The organism is Parashewanella spongiae (assembly GCF_004358345.1).
Lineage (GTDB): Bacteria > Pseudomonadota > Gammaproteobacteria > Enterobacterales > Shewanellaceae > Parashewanella > Parashewanella spongiae.
In genome coordinates, this window is the sequence record NZ_CP037952.1 from 673435 (window position 1) to 699343 (window position 25909).

18 protein-coding genes and 1 pseudogene are annotated in these 25909 nt (G+C 39.6%); 9 read left to right on the plus strand and 10 right to left on the minus strand.

The window, feature by feature from the left end; translation table 11 throughout:
• The first annotated feature begins 32 nt into the window (after positions 1–32).
• The 4 genes from E2I05_RS02380 (at position 33) to E2I05_RS02395 (ending at position 5582) form a co-directional block, all read left to right on the plus strand.
• Positions 33–2303, plus strand: a complete 2271-nt coding sequence (locus E2I05_RS02380) for a pentatricopeptide repeat-containing protein (protein WP_121854040.1) — start codon at positions 33–35, stop codon at positions 2301–2303.
• Positions 2304–3044: 741 nt separating this feature from the next.
• Positions 3045–3704: a tetratricopeptide repeat protein gene (locus E2I05_RS02385; protein ID WP_121854039.1), complete on the plus strand. Its 660-nt coding sequence runs from the start codon at positions 3045–3047 to the stop codon at positions 3702–3704.
• A gap of 137 nt (positions 3705–3841) precedes the next feature.
• Positions 3842–4990 (plus strand): sensor histidine kinase, encoded by a 1149-nt coding sequence (locus E2I05_RS02390; protein WP_121854038.1) that lies wholly within the window; start codon positions 3842–3844, stop codon positions 4988–4990.
• Positions 4986–5582: a response regulator transcription factor gene (locus tag E2I05_RS02395; RefSeq protein ID WP_121854043.1), complete on the plus strand. Its 597-nt coding sequence runs from the start codon at positions 4986–4988 to the stop codon at positions 5580–5582. The genes E2I05_RS02390 and E2I05_RS02395 overlap by 5 nt, the downstream gene beginning before the upstream one ends.
• 66 nt (positions 5583–5648) lie before the next feature.
• Here the strand turns inward: E2I05_RS02395 and E2I05_RS02400 are convergent, their stop codons facing one another.
• The gene (locus tag E2I05_RS02400; protein ID WP_121854037.1) at positions 5649–7277 is read right to left on the minus strand and encodes a hypothetical protein; all 1629 of its coding nucleotides are present in this window, start codon (positions 7275–7277) and stop codon (positions 5649–5651) included.
• Between the two features lie 1014 nt (positions 7278–8291).
• Between E2I05_RS02400 and recG the strand changes: the two genes are divergently transcribed.
• Positions 8292–10367 carry an ATP-dependent DNA helicase RecG gene (gene recG / locus E2I05_RS02405; RefSeq protein WP_121854042.1) on the plus strand — a complete coding sequence of 692 codons (2076 nt, stop codon included), beginning with the start codon at positions 8292–8294 and terminating at the stop codon, positions 10365–10367.
• Between the two features lie 151 nt (positions 10368–10518).
• On the plus strand, positions 10519–11409 hold the full coding sequence (locus E2I05_RS02410) for a DUF3014 domain-containing protein (RefSeq protein WP_121854036.1): 891 nt from the start codon (positions 10519–10521) through the stop codon (positions 11407–11409).
• Positions 11410–11463: 54 nt separating this feature from the next.
• Here E2I05_RS02410 and E2I05_RS02415 read toward each other — a convergent pair whose 3' ends face one another.
• Both E2I05_RS02415 and E2I05_RS02420 read right to left on the minus strand, forming a co-directional pair.
• Entirely contained in the window at positions 11464–11922 is a 459-nt protein-coding gene (locus E2I05_RS02415; protein ID WP_121854035.1) for a GNAT family N-acetyltransferase, read from the minus strand.
• Between the two features lie 73 nt (positions 11923–11995).
• On the minus strand, positions 11996–13042 hold the full coding sequence (locus tag E2I05_RS02420; RefSeq protein WP_218939894.1) for a DUF418 domain-containing protein: 1047 nt from the start codon (positions 13040–13042) through the stop codon (positions 11996–11998).
• 278 nt (positions 13043–13320) lie between these two features.
• On the opposite strand from E2I05_RS02420, the gene E2I05_RS02425 reads away from it, so the two are divergent.
• Both E2I05_RS02425 and E2I05_RS02430 read left to right on the plus strand, forming a co-directional pair.
• Positions 13321–14154 carry a TIGR03899 family protein gene (locus E2I05_RS02425; protein ID WP_121854033.1) on the plus strand — a complete coding sequence of 278 codons (834 nt, stop codon included), beginning with the start codon at positions 13321–13323 and terminating at the stop codon, positions 14152–14154.
• A 794-nt stretch (positions 14155–14948) separates the two neighbouring features.
• Complete coding sequence (locus E2I05_RS02430) at positions 14949–16163, plus strand: hypothetical protein (protein WP_121854032.1); 1215 nt, start codon at positions 14949–14951, stop codon at positions 16161–16163.
• A 22-nt stretch (positions 16164–16185) separates the two neighbouring features.
• Here the strand turns inward: E2I05_RS02430 and E2I05_RS02435 are convergent, their stop codons facing one another.
• Complete coding sequence (locus tag E2I05_RS02435) at positions 16186–16854, minus strand: glycerophosphodiester phosphodiesterase (protein ID WP_121854031.1); 669 nt, start codon at positions 16852–16854, stop codon at positions 16186–16188.
• 33 nt (positions 16855–16887) lie between these two features.
• A complete protein-coding gene (locus E2I05_RS02440) occupies positions 16888–20097 on the minus strand; it encodes a mechanosensitive ion channel domain-containing protein (RefSeq protein ID WP_121854030.1) in 3210 nt (1069 codons plus the stop codon).
• 1332 nt (positions 20098–21429) lie between these two features.
• Between E2I05_RS02440 and ltrA the strand changes: the two genes are divergently transcribed.
• A complete protein-coding gene (gene ltrA, locus E2I05_RS02445) occupies positions 21430–22710 on the plus strand; it encodes a group II intron reverse transcriptase/maturase (protein WP_133309446.1) in 1281 nt (426 codons plus the stop codon).
• Positions 22711–23136: 426 nt separating this feature from the next.
• Here the strand turns inward: ltrA and E2I05_RS02450 are convergent, their stop codons facing one another.
• From E2I05_RS02450 to E2I05_RS22415, 5 genes and pseudogenes are all read right to left on the minus strand, one after another.
• Positions 23137–23373 carry a hypothetical protein gene (locus E2I05_RS02450; RefSeq protein ID WP_121855317.1) on the minus strand — a complete coding sequence of 79 codons (237 nt, stop codon included), beginning with the start codon at positions 23371–23373 and terminating at the stop codon, positions 23137–23139.
• Positions 23363–23596: a transposase gene (locus E2I05_RS02455; protein ID WP_121855316.1), complete on the minus strand. Its 234-nt coding sequence runs from the start codon at positions 23594–23596 to the stop codon at positions 23363–23365. The genes E2I05_RS02450 and E2I05_RS02455 overlap by 11 nt, the downstream gene beginning before the upstream one ends.
• A 44-nt stretch (positions 23597–23640) precedes the next feature.
• Positions 23641–23796 (minus strand): annotated as a pseudogene (locus E2I05_RS22895) (IS701 family transposase); the annotation flags it as partial.
• A gap of 182 nt (positions 23797–23978) precedes the next feature.
• Complete coding sequence (locus E2I05_RS22410; RefSeq protein WP_244935410.1) at positions 23979–24677, minus strand: transposase; 699 nt, start codon at positions 24675–24677, stop codon at positions 23979–23981.
• Positions 24674–25450 (minus strand): transposase, encoded by a 777-nt coding sequence (locus E2I05_RS22415; RefSeq protein ID WP_244935411.1) that lies wholly within the window; start codon positions 25448–25450, stop codon positions 24674–24676. The genes E2I05_RS22410 and E2I05_RS22415 overlap by 4 nt, the downstream gene beginning before the upstream one ends.
• Between the last annotated feature and the right edge of the window lie 459 nt (positions 25451–25909).

The following is a 25909-nucleotide window of genomic DNA, read 5'->3' on the forward strand; positions in this document are numbered from 1 at the left end:
CTTATTAATTCACTCACTTATTGAGTAATGCGATGGCGACAGTGCGCACTCCTGCTGAACAACAATCAATATATGAATCCGTACTCAAAAGCCTCCAAGAATACCCAAGCGAAGCCGTATCCTATCTAAACTTTAAGGTTTCAAAATTTGATGATAATGAAGACTTACAACAGAGTTATCAAGTATTAAGCGAAACCAATAAACAAAAGCTGTATGATTTTTTCAACACTGAATCATCGCCGACTCACTCCAACTCTCACAAACGAGAAGTTCATAATTGTGAGAAGCCAAGTAATGTTTGCCCATATTTTGCAACTGAGCCCTTCTCCAATGCTCCACAATCAAGCACTCAATATGCTAAGCAAATACACCAACCATCTTCCTCCCCTAATTCCTTTGATACTCAGACCCGTGCGCTCATTCACTCTTGGAAACTTGAACAGAAAAGCAAAAATCAACTGGGTATTGAGTTAAATGCATTAATTGGTGGTTGCACTAAACTTTCGAAGCTTATTGAAATCATTCACACCCTAAAAAACGACAAACGGGTCATGGAAACATCATGGAACATAAGGTTAGTCCATGAATTGTTGCACAAAGCGGCCGAGTTTTCTGACAGCCATTCATCTGATTTCGACGGCGTTTTTAGTGACATAGTACTATTTAAATCTGCCTATGAAGCGAAAACATGCATCCTATTACTGAAATTAATTAAGTTAAATTTAAATTTTTCAGATGCCAAAAGGTTGGTACTAGGCAATGCAGCTGAAGCCAGCTTAATGCAACAATGGGGCATCAAGCCTGATGTTGCCATTTACAATGCCTTTATCACGGCATGCGTTAGAACTGACCACTTTAATAGTGCTTGGCAACTGGTGTGTGGTGACGAGCCTGTGATGGCACCTCATTTGCCACTAAAGGCAAATTCAATCATCTGCTTGAATTTGCTGACGGCCTGCGCTGAAGCGGGGCGTTATGCAGAAGCCAAATCATTGGCGTTGGGCGATGGCGATACAGCTACAGCCAGCTTAATGCAACAATGGGACATCAAGCCTAATATTGTCATTTACAATTCCTTTATCATGGTATGCGCTAAAACGGGCCAATTTGATAGTGCTTGGCAACTGGTGTGTGGTGATAAGCCCGTGATGGCACCTCATTTGTCACTAAAAGCAGATTCAATTACCTGCATAAATTTGCTGACGGCCTGCGCTGAAGCAGGGCGTTATGTAGAAGCCAGATCGTTGGTGTTGGGCGATGGCAATGCAGCTACAGCCAGCTTAATGCAACAATGGGACATCAAGCCTAATGTTGCCATTTACAGCGCCTTTATCACGGTATGCGCTAAAACGAGCCAGTTTGATAGTGCTTGGCAACTGGTGTGTGGTGATAAGCCCGTGATGGCACCTCATTTGTCATTAAAAGCCAATCAAATCACCTGCATGAATTTGCTGGCTGCCTGCGCTGAAGCGGGGCGTTTTGCAGAAGCCAAATCATTGGTGTTGGGCGATGGCGATACAGCCAGCTTAATGCAACAGTGGGGCATCAAGCCTAACGTTGCCATTTACAATGCTTTTATCACGGTATGCGCTAAAACGGGCCAATTTGATAGTGCTTGGCAACTGGTGCGTGGTGATAACCCCTTGATGGCACCTCAACTACCACTAAAGGCAGATTCAATCACCTGCCTGAATTTATTGACTGCCTGCGCCGAAATGGAGCGTTTTACAGAAGCCAAATCATTGGTGTTGGGCGATGACGATACAAACACAGCTACAGACAGTTTAATGCAACAATGGGGCATCAAGCCTGATGTTGCCATTTACAATGCCTTTATTAAAGTATGTATTAAGGCTAAGGAATTTGACGCTGAAATATGGTATTTAGAAAAAATTATGAACGAATGTAACATGAGTACTCCTTCACAAATACATGCTCAACTTGCGCCGCTTGACAAAGATAATTTCGCAAGCATGATTGATAAAGGGATAACACAAGGAATATATAAAAAAAGTCTTGGCTTAATGAATCATTGTTTAGATTTACATATAGATAAAATCTTCGAAGGACAATCAAGCAATGGTACACATATTCGAGGTGTTCCATTAGCTTTCGCAAAACTATTATTTTGTTATCACAAAAAAAATAATGAACCCAACATAGTGTCGATCATAACTGGATACCATGGCAATAATACGGTAAAAAATGGAATGATAAGTTTTCTCAATGATGTATTTGGACTTGAGTTTATCGAGGATAAATTCAACTTAGGAAAGATAGTATTGAGCGAGTCTACCCATTAATACCAATTACAGTAATTAAATGCTCAACTCAGAGCTATGTATGCGCACAAAGTACAAACGAAATTGATGAAAACATAGTTATCTACGTTGAGATAATTTTGTGAAGTAATTTTTGCGCATACAAGCTCCCGAAGGGCAAGTCTAAAGGTTTCCATTACTGCGTTGCACGTTCTTGAATTATCCCGACAAAAGCACTAAGTGCGTTGAACGCCAGTTTTGTATGGCGGCCGTAGGGAATATAGTACTTCGAACATGCGCCTTGTACTGAAAACCTTTATCTCTTGCTGAGTGAGAGATTAATTACTGTAATTGGTATAACTTGATACTAGCGAGCACACTTCTCAATTGAAACTTCAAAGTCGTGATGCGAAGTATCATGCGACCTAAAGGGAGGTTCCGCAGTAAACTTCCCTCTTGAAAGTATCGTGTATCCCCAATGAAATTAATGGTCCTTCGCTCATATCGGTTAATGATTAACAGCTTTTAAGTCGAAACTGTGCTTCAGCGAAAGTGAGTTTCGATGAGTCATAAGCTGTCATCACATTGATAAATACCAATTACTGTAATTGGTATAATATTGAATTGGCTTTACTAAAAATCATCTTATGACATTTGTCACCTTGTTTTGGTGATCTTTGTGTCTAACTAAATTTATTCCCTTCCACAATAATTGGTTTCGAAAGCAAAAGGCTCGACCTCAACCGAATTGAAACATAATTTATTTAAGCAAGGAAATGCGACATGAAAACTTTATTATTACTGACAAGTATTTTTGCCTCACAATCAGTGTTAGCACTCACTACAGAAGACGCGATTACTCAAACCGATGCCGCGATGAATACAATGAACATGGCTCAGTTACAACAGCTGGCAAGCGAAACAATGGATTATGCGAACGCTTATGCAAACTATCGCTTAGGTGTAGGGGCTAGTCTTGTTGGCAATGGTGCGCTCGCAAAGGAAGCGTTAACCCAAGCTGCTTCGGTCCTTGAAACATTAAACCAGCAACAAGATGATGCTGAAAACTATGCGTTATTGTCGGCCGTATACGGCATGCATATTTTCGTTGACCGTACGACTTATCAAGAGTTAGGTCCTAAATCAAACCATGCTTTACAGCAAGCAGAGGAGCTTGAGCCGAATAACCCACGAGTACAATTGGTTAAAGCGATTGCCAATTACTATAAACCCAATAAAAGTATCGAATACATTAATCAAGCACTCAATGATTTTGAACTGCCTTGTGAAATCATTTGCTGGGGTAAATCTGAGTCTTTTGTTTGGCGCGGTTTGGCTCAACAACAAAAAGGCGACTTAACCGCAGCAAAACAAGATTGGCAACAAGCTCTTGTGGTAAACCCTACCAATGGGTGGGCTAAGTCCTTACTTCAACAGTTTTAATAGTGAAAAAATGACGGCTCTAATTAGGGAGCCGCTCTGTACATCAATTCAGCAACGTGTTAAAAACAAAGCATTAAACCTACAGACCAATTGAAAGCTTGCCAAACTAGTGTTTTTAGGTAAAAGGGAAGAACACCATGACCGCCAGTCAGCTCAATTCAGCGCAATCATGCGTAAAAACGCCTAGTTCGAGAAAAAAATTAGAAGATCGTTTTGCTTGGGTTTATCTGTGTAATCTGGTTTTTTATTTTATCCCGATGTTTATTGCGTCTATGGCGGCATGGGAGATAATTACCAGCTTAGTAGTGTTAGCAGCCTTCCTTCCCTTATATTTTTGGGCGCATCGCTGCACCAGCATTCAAGCTAAATACCCAATTGCACTGATATTTATACTTTCGGTTGGTGTCACACCCCTCAACAGTGGCTCGTTAGCTTTATTCACTTATGTAGCTTTTTATTGTGGCTTTCATTATCGAATCCCAAAAACCTTGTGGTTATGGGCAGGCCAAATCGCCACATTAATTGCCCTCAATTTACTATTAGGATTTCCGAACCCATACTTTGCGCTTTGGGGGGCAGGCTTAACTATCGGTATTGGCCTTATTGGTTTAGCCGCGCGTAAACGTGAAGAGCACTTTAGAGCAGAGCAACAAAGCCGTGCTGAAATCAAGACCCTCGCGACTATGGTTGAACGTGAGCGCATCGCAAGGGATCTTCATGACGTCATGGGGCACAGCCTATCGTCGATATCACTCAAAGCCGAATTAGCCAGCAAACTGATAGAAAGTAATCAATTAGAAACAGCTAAACAACATCTTGATGAATTAGCACAAATATCCAGAGAAAGTTTGTCTCAATTAAGGCAAACGGTGTCGAATTATAAGCACAAAGGGTTATCGTCAACTGTGACTGAATTATGTCAGAGCTTACGTGATAAATCACTCAGTGTTACTTTAGTTGGAGAACTCCCCAAGACATTGAATGCCATGCAAGAAAGTCATTTAACGTTAATACTCACTGAGCTGTGCAACAATATATTGCGCCATAGTAAGGCTGAGGAATGTGAATTTAACTTTATTGAACACTCAGATAATTTTGTGATTACCTTAACTGAAAATGTGAGTTATTCAGACAAGGCAACCGAAAGTTTTAATGAGGGAAATGGACTCACCGGAATACGTGAGCGCTTGCAAGATATTGATGGTCAGTTCTATTATCAACTCCACCCACAATTAATGTTTACCATTGAGTTACCTAAGCAAGACAAGGATGTGAATCATGATTAAAATTTTATTGGCGGAAGATCAAGCTATGGTGCGCGGCGCGCTGTCGGCCTTGCTATCACTCTGCGGCCAATATCAAGTGACTGAAGCCAAAGACGGCGAGCAGGCATTGCAATTACTCAAAAATGATTCCTTTGATTTGTTGTTAAGCGATATTGAAATGCCCGGCCGCACCGGTATCGAATTGGCACAATGGGTAGCGGAAAACCAACCAAAGATTAAAGTCGTTATCGTCACGACGTTTAGCCGCGCAGGTTACATTAAACGTGCAATCGAATGTGGAGTAGGAGGTTTTTTATTAAAAGACGCGCCTTCAGAAGAATTGGTCGCAGCGATTAATTCAGTGTTAAACGGCAGGCGAGTGATTGATCCTGAACTTGCCATGATGGCCATTGGTGATAAAGATCCATTAAATGATAAAGAACGCCGTTCACTGCGCCTTGCTGCCGAAGGGAAGTCGACCGCTGACATTGCCACAAGCTTGTTTATTGCAGAAGGTACGGTTCGGAATTACTTGTCTGAAGCCATCAACAAACTTAATGCCAGTAATCGAATCGATGCAGCGAGAATTGCTCAACAAAAAGGCTGGTTGTGAAGGTCTGAAAATTCAATAGTGCAAAAATTCTACATGTATTGAAAAGAGGGGAAGTTGGGGTATTGATTAAAATTTAAGTTTTGGCTCAATAATAAATCCAATATATTGCTTCCACCCAGAACGAGACTTTTCTAGGCACAAATCAATATCTTTTTCATCCTTAATGACCCTTTTTAAGATTAGATCTTCACGCCTCCATAAGTATTGTGTGACAACAACTTTCACAATGTGCCCTTTCTGTAAATATTGTTTTGCTCGTGCGCACACCGCGGCATCCATTCCTTTTGTTCCAAGATTAAAATTCGTTAAACTTATTTTTTCAAGCGGTAAGTGCTGGTGGCCAGCTTTATGTCGCCCTTTATAAGCAGAATTAATCATGCAGGCTTCCATGACGGTTGCATAGACACACATGTCTTTGAGGAAAACATCAAGCTGTTCGGTAGAGTTTGAAGCAATACCACAAATACTTAAAAATTCAGTTTTTCTTTTTGGGTCATTTGAACATAGAATGTTATAGGCCGCCCGAGAAAAGTCTTTTTCTAGAATCATACGCTGAATGGTATCTGGACACAGGCCAGTTAGACAGTCAGCAACACCATGAAAAATAGTTATGCTTTTTTGTCCATTCACTGATGAATTAATTTCAACTTGCGAGGTGTCATCTGATGCTACCTCGTTGTCAAATAAGTGATTCCATAAGTCATTTGTAACAATTTGCTCTAATTTTAATTTATCCAGCTTATCGGATAAACTTAACCCTAATACTTGGATAAGATGGCTAAATTTTCCATGTAAAAATGGAGACGTTTGCGGGTCTTCAATGAACAGCCAAGTTTTTGCGATTTCGTTCGCTACAATAGATGGAAGTCCATTTAGAAAAACCCTGGGGTTTGCATCTTTTATTCCAGACTCTCTGAGCAAGATAGTTAGTGTTTTCAATATGGAGTGATGACATTTTATAGTGTCTCCTTTCATCCATTCTTCCAAAGATGGCATTACAAAGCTCTGTTGCTCCAGTATATAGGCATTGATCAACTTTGATTTATTATTAAGCAGTTGTTCCTCAGGATGTTCACAATAACGATGATCATGAAATCGCACCAACTCACAAGTTTGATGCTTGTTTATCAGAGTTTTTAGAATGTTAGGCTCAAGAGTCAAGCAAAGTTGTTGCCCTAATAGCATAATGGCTGGAAAATATGTGCGAATGTCTGTTGCGCGACAGGTCAATTTTTGAAGTTCATCACTCAGTTGTGGAAATCTTAACTTCATCGATGCATTTGTTGCATCACATATAGATTGGCGTACTTGAGGTAATAAGCTCGTACAATACAAGTGTGCTTTTTCTCTTGAAGGGACAATAATTTCATCAAATGGAACTTTCGTAAGGTCGACAACATAATATGTATTATCATCCGAATAATCACTTTCATTTTTAAAGTGAGGAAACAATGTGCTAAATGTTGCTTCTGATCCTCTATATGGAAAGCGTCGGTCTCCTTTAAAACAAGTTTGATGAAATTGACTGACAATACCAAGTTTGTTTTCGAAACCAGCGTTCTTATCCTGAACGGTATATTCATGATCTGCACGTTTTATCGTTGAAGAAAAAAATTCAAGTCTTAGCTCGTTTACAACCGGTGATTCTGTCGTTAGCTTTGTGCTTGAAAAGTCAATATTTGCCAGAAAGCTCATTGAAATTCCTAAAAAAAGAACGAAAACAAATGTTAAAGCTTGATTAACTATTTCCCCAATGAATAATAGTTAATTTTTAGTGCGAGTTTAATCACTCTGGGTTTAATTCCTCGTCCCTTGGGGCGAACTAGGGTCTGTTGATCTTTCGTGATTGTTTTTGCAGCGATAAATTGGTTATTTTATGCAAGGCAGAGTTTGTGAGGTTTGGTTATTATCGACATACAAAACTGTCGTTACTTCGTTTCCAAATAAGAAAACGGTAACGCAGCACCTTTTATTTAGAAAGAGCGACCAATTTACGCTCTCTCTTTTTTCGATGCTTTTGAGCATTCACTGTTCTGTGTTGTGACCAGCTCACTTAGATGGCTAAGCATCACTGCTCACGCCTTGAACAGATAAATACTCAAATAGCACAAAATTTAATCCTGAAAGATCAACAGACCCTAACATAAAAGGTTTGTGTCTTGTCATACCTGCGTAGGCTGGTATCCAGCGACTTTCACTAAACAAGAACGAACGTTAGACTACCGACATACAAAACTGTCGTTATTACATTGCTACGTCAAGACAATTTTGAGAAGTATTCTTTATAAACCAAAGTGAGCACATACAAGCTCCCAAAGGGCAAGGCTAAAGGGTTCCATTACTGCGTTACAAGCACTTAAATTACCCCGACAAAAGCACAAAGTGCGTTGAGCGCCAGCGTTGTATGGCGGCCGTAGGGAATATAGTACTTCGAGCTTGCACTGTAACCCTTTAGCTCTTGTTAAGTGAGAGATTAATTACTGTAATTGGTATAATACGGGTATAGGATGAAGCTTGGTGCCTACAAATTAATATTCTTTAATTAAATGAAATACTATGAATCGGAATATGCTAGCTAACACGGGTAAGCGTCATATTCGAGTACCACTCCGATATTTGAATTCAAAACCGTGTTTTCTTTAAAGCATTGTGTTCAAAAAATTCTCTGTTAATATATGTATAAATTCACAGTACTTGGGTGCGAATAGTTTGCAGCGATTGGATCTTATCCCCATCACCGAATTGAAAGGTGTGGCGAAAAAAGTTGCCGAAAAACTCGAAAAACTGAGCATTCGCACAGTTCAAGATTTGTTGTTTCATTTACCAATGCGGTATGAAGATCGTACCCAAATATTCCCGATAGATAGCATTTCCGCGGGCGAACATTGCACCATAGTCGGCGAAATAACCTCAAGCCAAATTCTTCATGGACGTAAGCGCATGCTGACGTGTAATGTACGCGACGACAGTGGCTCAATTACTCTCAGGTTCTTTAATTTTTCAGCCGCTCAGCATAATTCTATGCAAACGGGTAAACGTATTCGTGCGTTTGGCGAAATCCGACTTGGGAAATATCAAGCTGAAATCGTGCATCCAGATTATAAAATACTTGATGACGAACAAACTGTGGTGCTTGAAAACACCCTGACACCCATCTACCCATCGACTGAAGGCTTAAAACAGCCAAGTTGGATGAGGTTGACTGAGCAGGCTTTGGAACTACTGCAAAGCGGTGGGCTAACTGAATTACTGCCTGAGTCATTGAGGCCGAATCAAGTCTCATTAGCTGATGCTATACGCACGTTACATCGTCCCGATAATCAAGTGCCATTAACGTTATTAGAAACAGGGACACACCCAGCTCAACAACGTTTAGCGCAAGAAGAATTGTTGGCGCATAACTTGAGCATGCTCAAACTTCGTCAACGAAGTAATCAAGATCCTGCTATCAGCATGGCATCGACAGGACAATTAATCGCTTCATTTTTAAAACAATTGCCTTTTGAGCCTACAGGGGCACAAACACGTGTAACAGCTGAAATTGCAGCAGACTTAACTAAAAATGCGCCTATGATGCGTTTAGTACAAGGTGATGTTGGTTCAGGTAAAACCCTTGTTGCGGCATTAGCTGCATTGCAAGTGATTGAAAACGGTTATCAAGTGGCGCTTATGGCACCCACGGAGTTACTTGCTGAGCAACATGCGATTAATTTTACAGAATGGTTTGAGCCTTTAGGCTTAAAAGTCGGCTGGTTAGCAGGTAAATTAAAAGGTAAAGCACGGCAACAATCATTAGAAGACATTGTTTCAGGTGCAGCTCACATTATCGTGGGAACTCATGCTGTATTTCAAGAGCAGGTTAAATATAAAAAGTTGGCGCTTACTATCATTGATGAGCAGCATAGGTTTGGTGTTCATCAGCGACTAGGGCTTAGAGAAAAAGGCATCAGTCAAGGTTATTATCCACATCAGTTGATCATGACGGCGACGCCTATTCCACGTACTTTATCGATGACCGCTTATGCCGATTTAGATACTTCGATAATCGATGAGTTACCACCGGGTCGAACTCCTGTAACAACGGTTGCCGTATCCGATCAACGCCGTGGTGATGTTATTGAACGAGTGCGTATCGCAGCAACAGAAGGAAAACGCCAAGCTTATTGGGTTTGTACCTTAATTGATGAATCTGAAGTGCTCGAATGTCAGGCGGCCGAAGATACCGCAGAGGAACTAAAGTCGCTTTTACCTGCACTAACGATAGGATTAGTTCATGGTCGCCTAAAAAGTGCTGAAAAACAACAGATCATGGAGCAGTTTAGTCAAGGTAAAATTGATCTGCTGGTGGCGACCACAGTGATTGAAGTTGGGGTAAATGTCCCTAATGCCAGTTTGATGATAATAGATAATCCTGAGCGTTTGGGACTAGCACAACTTCACCAGCTTAGAGGGCGAGTAGGGCGTGGTGCTACTGTCAGTCATTGTGTAATGCTATATAAATCACCCTTATCTTATACCGCTAAGCAGCGGCTTGGTGTACTGCGCCAAAGTAATGATGGTTTTGTTATTGCGCAAAAAGATTTAGAGATACGAGGTCCCGGAGAAGTGTTAGGTACAAAACAAACGGGTCTTGCGGATATGAAAGTTGCTGATTTGAGCCGCGATCAAGCGTTAATACCACAAGTGCAAATGTTAGCTCAGCATATTTTGGAACAAGTACCAGAAAATGTGGATTCGATTATCCAGCGCTGGTTAGGCGATAAAGATAAATATGTACAAGCGTAAATATGATTACAATTAAAAACAATTTTAGTGACTGCAATTACCAATGTTTTTAGGATAATATAAAATCTCAATGAGATTGAGCATTGAATGTAAGGCTTAAGCCTTATTCATTTAGTTTTATGTTTAGTTTGATGATAGCGAAGGACGTAATATGCAAGCCGATCAACAAGATAAAAGTACCTTAAGAGCAACAGAAAGCGGCAATAATGTGATGCTTATTATTGTTGTGATTATGCTAGCTGTGGTTGCAACAGGTGGTTATTATTACCTCAATCAAACCAGTGAACCTATCCTTGAGCCTGTTGTAGAACCCGTTGTTGTGCCAGAGGTACTACCTGAACAACCCTTACCAACTGAAAATATTCCAGAGCCACAACCTGAGCCTATTATTGAGCCAATTTCTGAGCCAGAAGTGATTGAGCAATCCAAAGCAGCCGTGGTTGAACCCAAATCTGAGCCTTTACCAAGTCTTGAGCAAAGTGATGGTTTTCTTGTCAAAAAAACTAAAGACGCTTTTAAAAGAATTAGCATCGATAATATTTTGAAAAAGGATAATGTTGCTCGCCAATTTGTTGTATTTGTTGATCATATCGCTCGTGGCGATGTAGCGCGTAAAGCCAGCCCTTTGGTTGCCCCTGAGCAACAATTTGATGTGTTAGAAGTCAGTGAAAAAACGTATTTAAATCCTGACAGTTATCATCGATATGACATTTATGCAGGTTTGCTTGAGCAAATGAGCGCAACGGCGATTATTGATACTTACACTAAACTGATGCCGTTATTAGAGGATGCATTTGCTGAACTGGGTTATGAAGATGTGAGTTTTAACCAAAGAGTTCGTAAAGCGATCAGAGAAGTCATGAATGCTCCAGTGATAGAGCAACCAATTGAATTAACCTCAGTGAGCGTTAATTACAAATTCAAAGATGACAAGCTCGAAGCTCTACCTAATGCTCAAAAACTGATGATCCGCATGGGGCCAGACAATACACGTAAAATTAAACTGGCGTTGAAGAAGGTTTATAATCAACTGCCAAAATAATTTAGCCGCATAAATAAAAAAGCCATTGCATTAAGCAATGGCTTTTTTACCAATTTATTTTAAAACTAATTTAAACCCTTCGTGTGAAGCAATGAAGCTCAGTTTTTCATAAAATCGAATAGCGTCGGGACGCTGTTTATCAGAAGTCAATTGCACTAAATGGCATTGTCGCTGCTTGGCTCGATTTATTGCCCAAAGAAACATTTGCTCACCAATGCCTTTACCGCGAAAATCAGAGTGGATACGAACACCTTCAATTATACAGCGCCATGAGCCTGTATGAGTTAAATACGGAATAAACGTAAGTTGCAGCATACTGACGGCTTGCTGCTGAAATTCAATCACAACAAGTTCGTTATTAGGGTCTTGCTCAATATGCTCAAACGCAGTTAAATACGAAGTATTTATTGGTTTCGAAGTGTCTTCACGCTTACGGCCTAAATCATCATCAGACAGTAAAGTAATTAACGTTTCGAGGTCGTTTTTTTGAGCATTACGATAATCTAATTTCAATAGCACTCCTAGTTAACCTGAGTTCTGCAGGTGCAAAGCTCAGGTTGCTTTAAACGTTTACTTTGAATAGAATTTACTTGGAAAGCAACGGCATGATTTTACGATAAGTACAGCTCCGCCAAATCCACTCTATAGGACCAATACGGAAAATAGATAACCAAAAATAAGCCAATACGATTTGTGTAACCGTCAATACAGCCCAAATAAGCACCAAGTCAGTTCTGTCTAGGGAAGCGTACCAACTTAACCCGACGCCATAAAAGAGCGCTGCGCCCACAACAGATTGGAATAAGTACAAACTGAGTGCAATTCGGCCAGTATTAGCGATTAAATGGCTAAACTTAGCAAGGTTTGATTTGGTTAAAATCAAGTGAATTGCAGCGATATAACCGACAACCAAAAATGGTGAACCTAGCGTCAAAAAAGCATTTCCTAAGCTGAAGTAAGCTTCAATGGCCCACTCATGAGAATAGTTATAAATGAGTCCAGCTCCCGTAATAATATAGCCAATGATCATGCCGAATATGGCAACTTTTTTATAGGTCGTTGACTCGAGTTTGCCCTGCAAAAATCCAAGATTAAAAAGGTAAAAACCGAGTATCATCATTGCCCCTGCGCGAAGAATAGCGACGAAACTCATCATGATCAAAGGCTTGAGTACAGCTAAGCTTGCTTCTTGCCCGTTAAGAGTCATGTTATTTTCAAAAGTGTGAATATCTGCTATTGAACCTTGGTAGACATGAGTTAATTGTTGGATTTGCTCTGTTGAAGGAGTGAAAAATAGCTTTATTTGCTCAATTTCAAGCGCTGAAAGTGCGTTAATGTCTATATTCATCCCAAATAATGATATCAATCCAACGAGGCTATACATGAAAACAAACAGGGATACTAAACCTTTATTAGATGCTCCAAGTAACGGGAAAACTAACATTCCCAAAATCGCATAGAGCGTCAAAACGTCACCGCTCCAGATATAACTGATATGAAGATAACCTATGATAAAAAGTAGTGCTAAGCGGATGTAAATTGTCGAGGAACCACGCGGCTTTCCAGCGACATGTTCAGATTTAAATTTATGATAGAGTAACGCCAGTCCAGCGCCAAATAATACTGAAAACATCCCCATAAACTTTTGATCAGCGAACAAATTGAGTAAGGAAAACCAAAATTGATTGCTGAATGAATCGCCGTGAAAACTAGTAGGATTTAAATACGCTGACATCGGCATTGAAAAAGCGACTAGGTTCATTAATGGTAGCCCCAATAAGGCTATTCCGCGTAGCACATCGAGTGAGTTGATCCGTTTCATATTGTAATTATTTTATCCCTAATTATAGTTGTAACTTAAGATTAACATAGCGGCTATAATACTTAAAAAAAGCAGGGTTTGGATGTTAAATGAAACAGGCAATTACAATTGACCAAAATAAAAGAACAGAGTCAGGTGTTTCTGCTCGACGAAAAGTGTTGCAACTTGGTGTGCAACTTGGCCTCGCTGTTGATGGCGATTACAAACCTTCTGAAGCATCTATTGCGGCTCGTGGTGAATATCGTGAACGAAAAACACTCGTCAGTTATCAAGCTAATCTTGAGTCTATTTATAATCAAGCGATTGAACATACTCCCTCTGATGTGACGGGTATTGATTTAGATCCTGATTGGTTACACAATTTTTTTAAAATGGCCGAACAAATTCATAATCCTAAGATGCAAAACCTTTGGTCTCGAATTTTAGCGAAAGAGATTATTAAACCAGGCAATTTCAGCATCCGCACTTTAGAAAGGCTTAAACAGCTTACCCAGCGTGAAGCGTTGATACTCGAAAAAGCATTAGGGCTTGGTTGTACAATAAATGGAGAAACGCGATTAAAGCTGATTTACTGTTCAAAACTCACAGGTGGGCTGCAACTGTATTTTCGAAGTAGTTCGGTTACTAGTATTGATTTATCGCTGTTTGGTTTGCCTTACTCGAGCATTCTTAGCTTGATTAATGCGGGTATTATTCATCATGATGAGTTTGAAACAGGACGTCTTACTAAAAATCAGTCTGTTACATTAACTTATCCCCATACTCAATTAACCTTAAAGCCTAAACGTGGAAATTTAATTTTTGGCTATTACCGATTTACCAGTATTGGTAATGAATTAGCGCAATTGGTTTTTCCAAATGTTGATACGAAATTTACTAAAGCCATGTCCGCATTAATGAAAAACGATTTTGATGTTCAATAATACCAATTACAGTAATTAAATTCCCAGCTCAGAGCTATGTATGTGTTCAAAGTACAAGTGAAATTGATGAAGACATAGTTATTACCGACATACAAAACTGTCGTTACTACATTGCTACGTTGAGACAGTTTTGCGTAGTAATTTGGACACATAAAAGCTCCCTAAGGGCAAGGCTAAAGGATTCCATTACTAGGTTACAAGTTTTTGAATTATCCCGACAAAAGCAAGAAGTGCGTTGAACGCCAGCTTTGTATGGCGACCGTAGAGAATATAGTACTTCAAACTTGCGCCTTGTACTGAAATCCTTTAGCTCTTGCTGAGTGGGAAGTAAATTACTGTAATTGGTATAACTCGGTTTAAAGGTCTATTTAAATTTGAAGGGTTAATGGAACAGGGTAAACGCATGAATGTTTTTCGAACAATAACCTAAGGCTTTATAGCCCGTTATTTCCGTGAAAACTGGAATCCAGTGACTTTGGGTATTCCAATATAAGGCGCTAGATGACCGACATACAAAACTGTCGTTATTTCATTGCCCACTTTCGTGGGAATGACGAAATTACCACATGGAGTTGTTTATATATCACTCACTCGTGCGGTTGTCCTGATTAATGGAATAAGTTTATCTTGTTGATTTTAACGTGTTAATTTTTAGTTGTTTATGTTGTGTTTTGATTAATTTTACATTAATAAATATTACTTAACTTGAAGAGCGCTGGTTTTTATATAAAACTTTTATATATGTGATCTGCGTTAGAGCAGAGTAGCTAGGATTTATTGCCTAAGGTTTTTCGATGATTGAACAACGAACATTATCTCAAGAAAAATGGGGAGAGTTGGTTTCTTTAGCTGCAGACCTAATAAAGATTTCTTCAGTTGAGGTTAGTACAAAAGAAAGCCTACCCACACTGTGTGTTAAAGTTTTAAGCTCTGAAAAAAGTGAAGTTGAGCTGAAATATAATGTTGTTGAGGTTAACAAACAATTGTTAGTTTTTTTTAAACCTGAGCCTTCTCAAAATGAGCATCTGACCGAAATAGCTACAGAGATTGGGAAAAAATGGAACGCAACTAAATCCCAACATAAACAGTTTACAGCTGCGACAAAGGGGAGTGTGAACGATAAATTACCACCAATGAAGAGTAGTGATGGAAAGTTGCAGATGAACATTAGCTCATTGGCCGCAACGAAGGATGAAGATGAGGCTTGGTCTAATATCTCCACATTGCCTCAAAGTGTTCAGTCTACCACACAGGGCAAAAAAGGAGAGTTTGTTTATGTCGCTACCCCTTTCAGAGATCCTAAAAATTCTGACGAATTTGTAAAGGTTATGCCTGTAACTGATTCCTCCCTTGAACCTAAAAGATCAAGTGAATCTGCTCCTGATTTTAACAAACTTGTTCCTAAATTGCCTTGGAAAAGAAGAGCCGTTAGTTTTTTGAAAAAGATGATTGCTCCAGAGGGATACGTTGAAAACGAACGTGCTTGTGCATGGGATGCATATGAGTACATAGAAGAAAGTATTAATAAATTAGAACTGAAGAGTACATATGTTGGACGTAAAACATACAAGGATGGTGAGCAAGAGTACATGAAAGATTGTGATTTACACTTGTTTTTAGCGCAAGAAAGGAAGCGTTTGAATCAGTTACCTGAAACAGAAAAACCTAAAATTTACGTTACTCCTATTGGAGTATTTAGGTCGTGGGTTCCAAATTCTCCACATTGCGTTTTAGGGGTAATCTACCATAATAAAATGTGGGTGGTTGACTCTCATGAAGAAGGATTGTGTGACTTTAGAAATTTGAAAGCCTATTCAACAAAGTTTCAAGATGTTGCGGATAGCAGCAACTGTGCAAGGTACGCGGCTTATACAGGGTTGAGACTTATTGAACTTATTGAATTTAATAATAATATGAGTAAATTGCCATTTAGGGAACTAATGAGAAATATTAAAAATCCAAAGTTGAGTGACATAAGTGTTTTATTCAATGAGCCATCATCGAGCTAAAGATATCCGCTAATATACCGTTTTAAAATTCAAGGTGATCACTAAATATTCCATCAACTCCGAGTGCCTTCATTTCTTCAAAATCGTGTTTGTTGTTCACTGTAAACACATTCACTTTCATACCTTTGAGGTGAACATCATCAATCATTTCTTGGTTGATAAAATTCAAAGATAAATTAACAGCAACTGCATTTAACTTCGAAGCTGTCGCCGCTAAATCCAGTGGAACTCCTTCAATGAGAGGGGCAATATGAGCTTGTGGATGTGATTTTTTAAACTCAGCCAATTCAGGATGTTTAAATGATGAAATTAATAGCTGATCAATTCGAAATCCAAACTGAGTAATGGCTTCTGGATATAGCTTGATGAGTGGTTTAACAGTGTTAAACCCTTTTAATTCGATGTTTACTTCGCACCGTCCGCCAACGTACTCTAACACTTGCCATAGGGTCGGAATAGGCTGCCCTTGAACGGTAATTTGGCTGAGTTCAGATAATGTTATCTGATCAATATAACCCGATCCTGAACTGATTTCATCTAACCGTCGGTCATGGAATACAACCAAGGTACCTTCTACGTTGTGCACATCAAGTTCAATAGCAGTAGCGCCTAACTCCAATGCTTTTTCGAAAGCTTGTAGAGTATTTTCAGGGTAATACCTACTGGCACCACGATGCGCATATATTTTCATGAATTTACTCACTGGTTTTATTTTTATAAGACATTACACACCTCTAATGACACTTGTTGGCTCAGTGGATTGTCCGTTATTAATATGGATCTCAAGTTGAGGGTAGGCAATGACTAAATCATTATCTCTTAGCTTTTGAGTGATCAATTTATGTAACTCATGCCGTAGCGGCCAACGGCTAGACATGTCAGTAGCATAAGCCCTAATTTGATAATCTTGAGTATGTTGCCCGAAGCCTGAGAACCAAACTTCAGGTGAAGGATTTTGTAACGTGTGTGGACATTCTCGTACCGCCTGATATAAAGCCGCTTCAACTTTTGCCGGATCTGAGTCCCTAGCCGTTGAAACAGTAATCGTGACACGAGTTATTGGGTCGGATAACGACCAATTTATTAACTGCTCGGTAATAAAGGCTTTGTTGGGAACAATGATTTCTTTTCTGTCCCAATCAATAATTGTCGTTGCCCTTATTTTAATTTTACTCACAGTGCCTGTAAGTTCACGTATGGTGACGGTATCGCCGATACGAACGGGCTTTTCAAACAAAATAATTAACCCTGAGATAAAATTCGCAAAAATTTCCTGTAAACCAAAGCCTAAACCCACAGACAATGCAGCAATCAGCCATTGCAGTTTTGACCACTCAACACCCAATATATTAAACCCGATGAGCATTCCTACAAAGAGTACTAAGTAACGGCTAACGGTCGTGATGGCGTACCCAGTTCCTGAACTGAGTTCTAAACGCTGTAAAATAGTGAGCTCTAATAAGCCGGGTAAATTGGCCGCAATCATCATCGAAAAGCCAAACATAATTAATCCGTATAATACCGACTTAAGCGAAATGGGCAGTTGTTGTTCAATGCCGTTGATACTGGCATGAGTTGTCCATAAGGTAATGCCATCAAAAAACGAAAAAAGAGCTGAGTGAGTCTGAGTCCATAATCCAACGACACTGGCTAGTAGACCGAGCAACAGTAATGAACGAACTAAACCTAAGGATTGGCTCGATATCGTTTCTAAATCCACTTCTGGCTCTTCATAAGTATCACCACTGTCAGCAACGTTGGTTTCACCCTTTTCTCGTTGTGATAATAATTCTGCACGTCGAGCTTTAGCTCGTTCAAATGCAATTCGACGTCTTTCGATCAGCATCCAGCGTTTTATGAGTTGGTAGATTAATAAAAAACCGAGTCCGATAAATACTGATAGTGTGAGCTGCATAAGCATTTGGAATGCTGTGAAGTAATAGCCCATGTAAGATAAAACGGCGGCTATAATCGGTGATACTCTAAGCGCGGACCACAACAGTTTTTGTAACAGACGTTTGTTGGTGTTGCCGCTTTGCAGCTTATGGTACTTCATTAAGTGGTCAATATTGCGTAATAAAAAGAATAGCAGTAAGCAGATTAGAATAAATGCACCGCGGCCAATACTGTTTCTTAATATGGATAAATCCAATAATTGTGTAAAACTGATGCAGGCCACAAGAATGATATTTAAATAGTAAAATCGCTTTATAAAGCCGTAAACACCAACAATCATTTGTTCTGAACTTTTAAAATGGCCAATCAGCAGACCTTCTGGCAATGACATGACGTAACAGAGTCTTTGTAATAAATAGAATAATCCAACACCGAGCACCGCTCCCCCAGTTGCGTGGACAATATTATGCTCTGAGAGGTAAAGTAAGTAACCAGCAAGTACGATTGATATTGGTTTAAGTAAGCTGTAGCTCAATGTGATCAACAATGTTTTGAAGGTGCTGCTGAATTTGTCTTGGGTAACATTGCCAACACCTACAAGGTTTTCTCTAAGATGGGTTCGAAAACGGTTGCGATTCAAATCTTGGATGATCAAGCATAATGTTAGTACGATTATCCACCACGACCAGTAGTTTTGCTGTTCAACCCAAACAAACTTAAAGTCGCCCCATGGCGCTTCATTAGCGAGCAGTTTTATGCTGGTACCGATATCAATAAACCATTGTTGACCTATTCTTGGCGCATTGGGAACCCAAAATAGTTGCTCATTGAGTAAATTACTGAGTTCAGAATATTGATCAGTTAATTGCGTGTAGATAACTTTTAACTTCGCCAATTCATTAAGGTACTGCACATACTCTTTTTGTAACTGTTTGATTAATGACAACTGTGACTGAATTAATTTTAAGTGCTGAGTGCTCAGTTCTGTATTTTGCTCCAGTTGTTGGTGATTAATGATTTGTTGTTGTTCTAAATGATACTTGGCTAATCGAGCACTTGAGATAGTACTTTGTAATTGGTTGAGATTGGGAGGCGGAGCCAAGGACTCCAAGGTTTTTAAGAAATGTTCACCAAAGGCCGAATTTAATTTTACCCATGAGATTTGCTCTTTTATATTATCAAGTTGGCGCGTTTGAACCTGATAGAGGTTTTCAGCCTGTTCTTGTCGTTTGACCGAACTATTAATGCCTAGAGTGAGAGACTGCAATCGTTGCGCATAAAGTCGGTTAGTGTTACTGAGTTCTTCAGCAATAGGATCTAAAATTTTTCCTTTGGAACTTAAGTTTTTTGCGATTGTTTCAGTGGTATTTTTCTGTCGCGCCGCACCAATTTTATTATTGAGTTTTTCTATTAACTTTTCTTGTTGAGCCAATTGAGCACGAACCAGTTTAAGGCGAAGTTGTGCGATGATTAATCGATTGGGGTTACTAGAAAAGTCGGCTTCTAAGGTGTCTAATGTTTGTTGATAAAGTTGCCGTTGGTTTTGTTGTCGCTGCCCGTTAGGGGTGCCAATTGGAGCGAGAGGCGCCTTTTTGTGCTGAGCCAAAGCGTTTCGAGCATGGCTAATATGCTCTGGAAGCTGGTTATGACGACTTAATAATTCACTGATTTGTTGACTGAGTTCCGCTTCGAGATCTTTTAATGAAGAAAGCTTTACGCTAGCGGTAGAAGCTTGCTCAGAAAGCTTCGTTTTGCTGTTTATTGTCAGCGGGCTTTTAGGTTTATTTAATTCGGCATTCAATGTAGTGCGTAGGCGTTCGAAGTCGACTTGAGCCTGTTGATAAGAGTCAGCTTGTTCCTTTAGCTGCTGAATACTGAGTTCAATCGTCTGTTGTTGTTTTTCATTATTACTGGTTTGATTTGTTGGGCTCGGTTTGATTCCAAGACGAGTGTTTAGTGTTGAAATCTGGCTAGCATTTACTGAAATACTGAAAAGTACAATTAACCCTATGAGGTAGAACCAACTAATACGCTGCATTTACTTCCATTTATCGTTAAATGAAAAACTATTCTAATAGTAGATAACTTGAGGTGACTTTGATATTTCTTTTTTATGGATTTTTGATGAAAGGTGAATAGCTTGATCAAGGTAACCACACGAGTGAGTGGTATATGCACTACTCATGGGGTAATTTCGTCATTCCCGTTTTCCTGGTACTGGTGGATTATAAAGTATACGATTTTTGTTCGGAAAATATTCATGCGTTTACCCTGATAGCTTGATTTTTATTGAAGGTGAGGAGTTGGTATTATACCAATTACAGTAAGTAATCTCTCACTCAGCAAGAGCTAAAGGGGTTCAGTGCAAGGCACAAGCTCGAAGTACTTTATTCCCTACGGCCGGCATACAACGCTGGCGTTCAACGCATTTTGTGCTTTTGTCGGGATAATTAAAGTGCTTGTAACGCAGTAATGGTACCCTTTAGCCTCGCCCTTTGGGAGCTTGTATGTGCTCACTTTGGTTTATCCTAAAAACATCAGTTGAACGCTGAGTATATGAGTAACTGTTTGAGCAATTGGATGATTTTATTATCATGTTTTTCACCCAATGAGTGAAATGCTCTACGCTCACAAGCTTGCTAAAATGGCTGCTATCTGCGTTGTAACTTTTGCAAGTAGAATAGCTACTTGCTGCAAGCTACGTCTTAATATCAGCCATTTTTTCTACGCTTGAGAACGCAGTCAACTGATGTTTCTAGGGAGCGCCACGAAGCGCTTTATTCTGTTGCGGGATTTGTCTCAACGTATACGCAGCCAAGCGATTACATGGCCATAAACCAGAGACAGCAACGTTATTATTTATAATAAGTCCATCAGGTTGAAACGTACCTGACGGGATAATTACCAGTTCATCCCGAAATCTGACGGGCATGCATAATGGGTAACCGCTATGACATGAAGCCCTGTGACAAAGGCCTTGAATAAAGGTTGAGATGCAATGTAGGCCGCAGCATCAAGCGAATTCAGTTAAGCGTCGTAAATCAAAAAATGAAGATGGGGAGTCTTTCCTAGTTGACGAACCCTGACACAAACAGAGAAGCAACTGGTAAATGCATCTGTTTGATCTTCCGGCGTAATATGAAGTGGCATGTATTGAAGGAAATAAAGTGAACGTGGGAGAGCCTGAGTGTTGGAAGGTAGTGACTTGCACTATCCGAATATAAGGTAAACCGAAATTTCAGATAGGGCGCTCAGGCAGTCGGATGAGCCCATAGTACCGTTAACCGTGAAGACAACATAACTTCACATCAGGGAAGGGGCTCAGTGTTACACCCGTTTTTTAACGTAACTTTTGAGGTGAAATTGCCATATGGCTAACACTCCAGTAAATATCAGAATATTACAGCGAAAACTTTACTTACGCTCAAAGCTTAACTCGGAGCTTCGATTTTACAGCTTGTACGATAAACTCAGTCGCCTAGATATACTCGAAGAAGCCTATCGACGATGCAAAGCCAATAAAGGCGGAGCAGGAATTGATGGCATCACATTCAGTTATCTAGAGCAGCAAAAGAAAGTCGTTGCGCTGTTAAAAGAAATTCAAACTCAATTACAACAGAAAAACTATCGACCTAGCCCAGTCAAACGAGTAGAAATACTCAAAGACAACGGCAAAACGCGGAAACTTGGGATCCCGATAATCAGTGACAGAATTGTGCAAATGGCGATGACAATAGTGATGCAACCCGTCTACGAACCTCATTTACATGAACACAGTTATGGCTACCGTCCATGTCGAAGCGCCCAGCAAGCGGTAAAAGTCATTGAAATGAGCCTAAAACAAGGCTACCAGCACGTACTCGATGCTGACTTGAGCGCCTATTTCGATACCATCCCGCACGCTAAGTTGATGGCAAAAGTAGAAAGGCGAATAAGCGACAGCAGCTTTCTGAGTTTGCTGAAAAGCTTTATCAAAGCGCCCATCAGCGTAGAGACGGTCAACAGAAAATGGCGAATAGAAGCAAGCCGATGTGGCACTCCGCAAGGCGGAGTTATCTCTCCACTACTGGCTAACATCTATCTCAACGATTTCTGTTTGAAAATACACGAAAAAACACCGTGTAAAATCGTTACCTATGCAGATGATTTTGTTGTACTTCATAAGCAAACCTACACACAAGAGCAACTGGACTGGATAACACAGCAATTAAGTGATGAAGGTCTGAAGCTAAATCAAAGTAAAACCCACTGTGTGGATATGGGAAAGCTGATGAATAAGTTTGATTTCCTCGGTTTTAACTTTCAACGGATCACAGGCCTCATCATAGGCACCAGTTACATTAAGATACAGGCGTCTAAGAAGAGCCAAACAAAGCTGAAAAATAAAATCAGAGACATAGTGAAACACCGAACCTCAAATACACTTGGCGTACTGATAAATAAGGTTAATCAAGTTCTGAGGGGATGGAAACACTATTTTGGTGGGATAGGTTATCCCAGAGGTGTATTTTTCAGAATAAATGGATTTGTAGTAAACCGATTCTATCGATGGCATCGTCGCTTAAGTCAACGTCGAAGCAAGTATCTATCACGAGGTGCTTACGAAAAATTACGCCAAGCTGGTCTTGAGTATTTACCCACGACAAGATGATAAGCAAAGTGAAGGAGCTGAGAGAAGTGTAACAACAGAGCCGTGTGAGGGAAAACCTCATGCACGGAATCGAAGAGGGGCTGCTGGATAAGCGATAGCGAAGCCAGTAGCCTACTCTACTTTATAAAGAATATTTCTCAAAATTGTCTTGACGTAGCAATGTAATAAAGACAGTTTGGTATGTCGGTAACAACTATGCCTTCATCAATTTCGATTGCACTTTGAGCACATACATAGCTCTGAGTTGAGCATTTAATTACTGTAACTACCTGATGTGTGAATTTTATAACTCATTGAAATTGCTAATATCGTCATTCCTGCGAAGGCAGGAATCCAGCATCTTTTTCTTTTTTAGATCAAAAAGGCACCAGATTCCCGCTTACAACATGCGGGAATGACGGACGTTTGAAAGGTTCAGTGGCGCGGTTAGACTGCCAACATTCCCTCAAATATTATTGCATCTTTATCAAACTCAAGATTGAGATAAGCACCAATGGTTAATCCCAGCATCTTTCTTCCCATTCGACTGGTCAAGTGCCACAAGTCTCGGCAGTTAACATGCTCAATATCAAAATATTTAACAAGCTGTCCTATGGTTGTTTCAACCCTTCTACGTACATTCATTAATAGCTTTACTGCCCATTTAGGACGACTATCTTTCATATTTTTTCGTAACGGTGTTTGTAAAATCAATGTCAGCTTGAAGATAGTATTCATTGAGTATTGGTCTAATAAGCCCTTTATCAACAATTAAAAGGTCTTTGATATTATTGATAATTTCATAAGCAGAATCACGTTCTTCAACATTTGCGGCGGTTAAAGTGAACTCTACTGGAGTGCCTCTTTCATCAACAAGTAGATGCCCATGAAAACCGTAGTATCTCATATCCTTAGAGGCACAGTTACATGAAGTAGGAAAAACTAATACCCAAGAGTTTTACTGGTGAACTCGTTAGTAGAAAGGAGTCTTGTGACCTGATCATGACTGTAAGCATCATCTAATAAGCCTGACACCCCTGTTGCTGTTACCTGCCCAAAGCTAGATAGTTGGTAATCGCTTTACAGCTCTAGCAATTCATCGCTCAAAGTATGATTATGCCACTAACCTTGAACTTGAAGCGGTGCGTAACATGAGTTAATTAATCACGCAGTGCATAACAATGAATAAAACATCATTGTTAATTCATTCTTGGTTAATTGATGAGCATTATACTTTAGTTTTATAAAGTATTACTGACTCAAGTTTCGGAGTTCATTTTTAGCTAAAATCATGGGTACTTTCCAGTAGAAATAGCCTCTTGGCGTAATGTAAAAGTATCCATTTGCATAACTTGATTAAAAAACGAGGTCACTTCTTCGTTGATTTTATTCAGTATGATTTCGCTTTCTGTTGTTGATAACGAAGAAATACTAGAAACTGCATCGCTGATCAAAGCCTTAAATAAGCCCCATAATTTACAAGCAAAATCTAAATTTTGTAGACTGTCGCAAAGTAGGTTCCTTGAGTCACAGACTTTGCTGTTTTCATCATTTTGCTTCGCATGCAGAAGCAAGCAAAATCTCAACCCTGTTAGATGAATTGAAGCAATATAAGCACTGTAATGACGACTTTGCTCACTCAAAAAGCCAAGATGTTGTTTGGCTTCCTTGAAGTACACTTCAATTCCCCAACGCAAAGCGTAAATCTCAAGAATTTTTTCATCGCTTAGCGAAGCATCCGTACTTAAAAATAATGCCCAATCGTGTTTACCTGCTTTTTTCTTATCAGGATTAACACCTCGACAAAAGACGAGTTTAACCTTAATCCAATTCGGCTCAAGCTTTGCCGTTTCTGCTAGATTCAACTCAACGACAATGGACTTTGTTTGATAAGGCAACCCTGCTAGTTTTTGCCATCGGCCTTTTACTTGGGTTTTGAATAGTTCGGCGGCACTGCACTCTGATTTATCCGCTAAGCGGTACTTCATTTTGTTTTTTTCATTCGGAGAATAGCCGTCAAATCATGCTCAAGCGTCATGCTGATAATAGGCTTGGTGGCAAACCAAGAGTCTGCAAGAAAATAATCAGCTTCAATACCTACTCCCAGCGCACGTTTAACCATACCTGCAACCATAGCAGGCTTAGTTTGAGCCACAGATTGCTTGTAACGTTTAGCGACTATTGAGCGCTCATCTTTAAATTTACGGGTTAGAGGTTGTGCTTTGGTTTGACTGATGAAGAGTTCATTATCCAGTGGGACAAATTGACTATCAGAAGCGTAGCCAAAACTCAGTACTTGCTGTCCCATAACACAACGCCCTGTCAAATGGTCGAAGTGACTGGATACGCCGGGCATTTTCTTACCACGACGTTGCTTTACTGAATCATCGACAACAAAAGCTCTGACTTTACTCTTGCCTTCCTGTTTTATGAGTTTTTTAGCGGTGTAAAGTTGCAGTTTTCTCCAATTCAAGTCTTCTCGGTTGAGTAAATCATAAAGCACATCTTTCTTAGCAGAAGAAAAGCTGAGTAGTGACTCTTTAGCAAACATAGATATGGTATCAACCTTCAACCAAACCCAAAGCATTAGTAAGTAAACGACTTCGGTTGCTTCAATACCCGAACGTTTACTGAAGCCACAAGATGTCAACATTGAAACAAAACCAAGCTGTTTCCATGATGTGCTGAACGAATTATCAATTTGAATGCCTGAACGCTGTAAAAAATTAGAAGTAAGTGATGGTAGAGAAAGTGATTTCATGTCAATATTTGTCTGAGAGTTGGTGTGTTTTAGTTTTTGTCTAAGCAACAAGATTATAACACATTAACTCTCATCTTTTATTTATATATCAGTAAAATACGCTCACTTCATTATTGAATTTGAACTCCGAAACTTGAGTTGCTGAGAGGCTTGTAAATTGACTCGACCATCAATTTCAAGTTCACAAGCTACATCCTCCTCTCCCCTACAATCTTGCAGAGAGGTAACAAAAACTTGTATTCCCATTGTTGACTGCACTGACAAAATTAAAACCTTTAAAGTTAAATTTCAAGACGAAAAAGTTACTGGTATTATTAAGTTTCATCGATATATACCTGATTTCTTATGCCAGCTTATTCCAGTTTCAGATGATGATAAACAGAAAGTTTCAGAATATTATTTACAAAATAAAGCTGTAAGTTACAGTGCAACAAGAGCTGAATCCGAGTCAGATAAAGT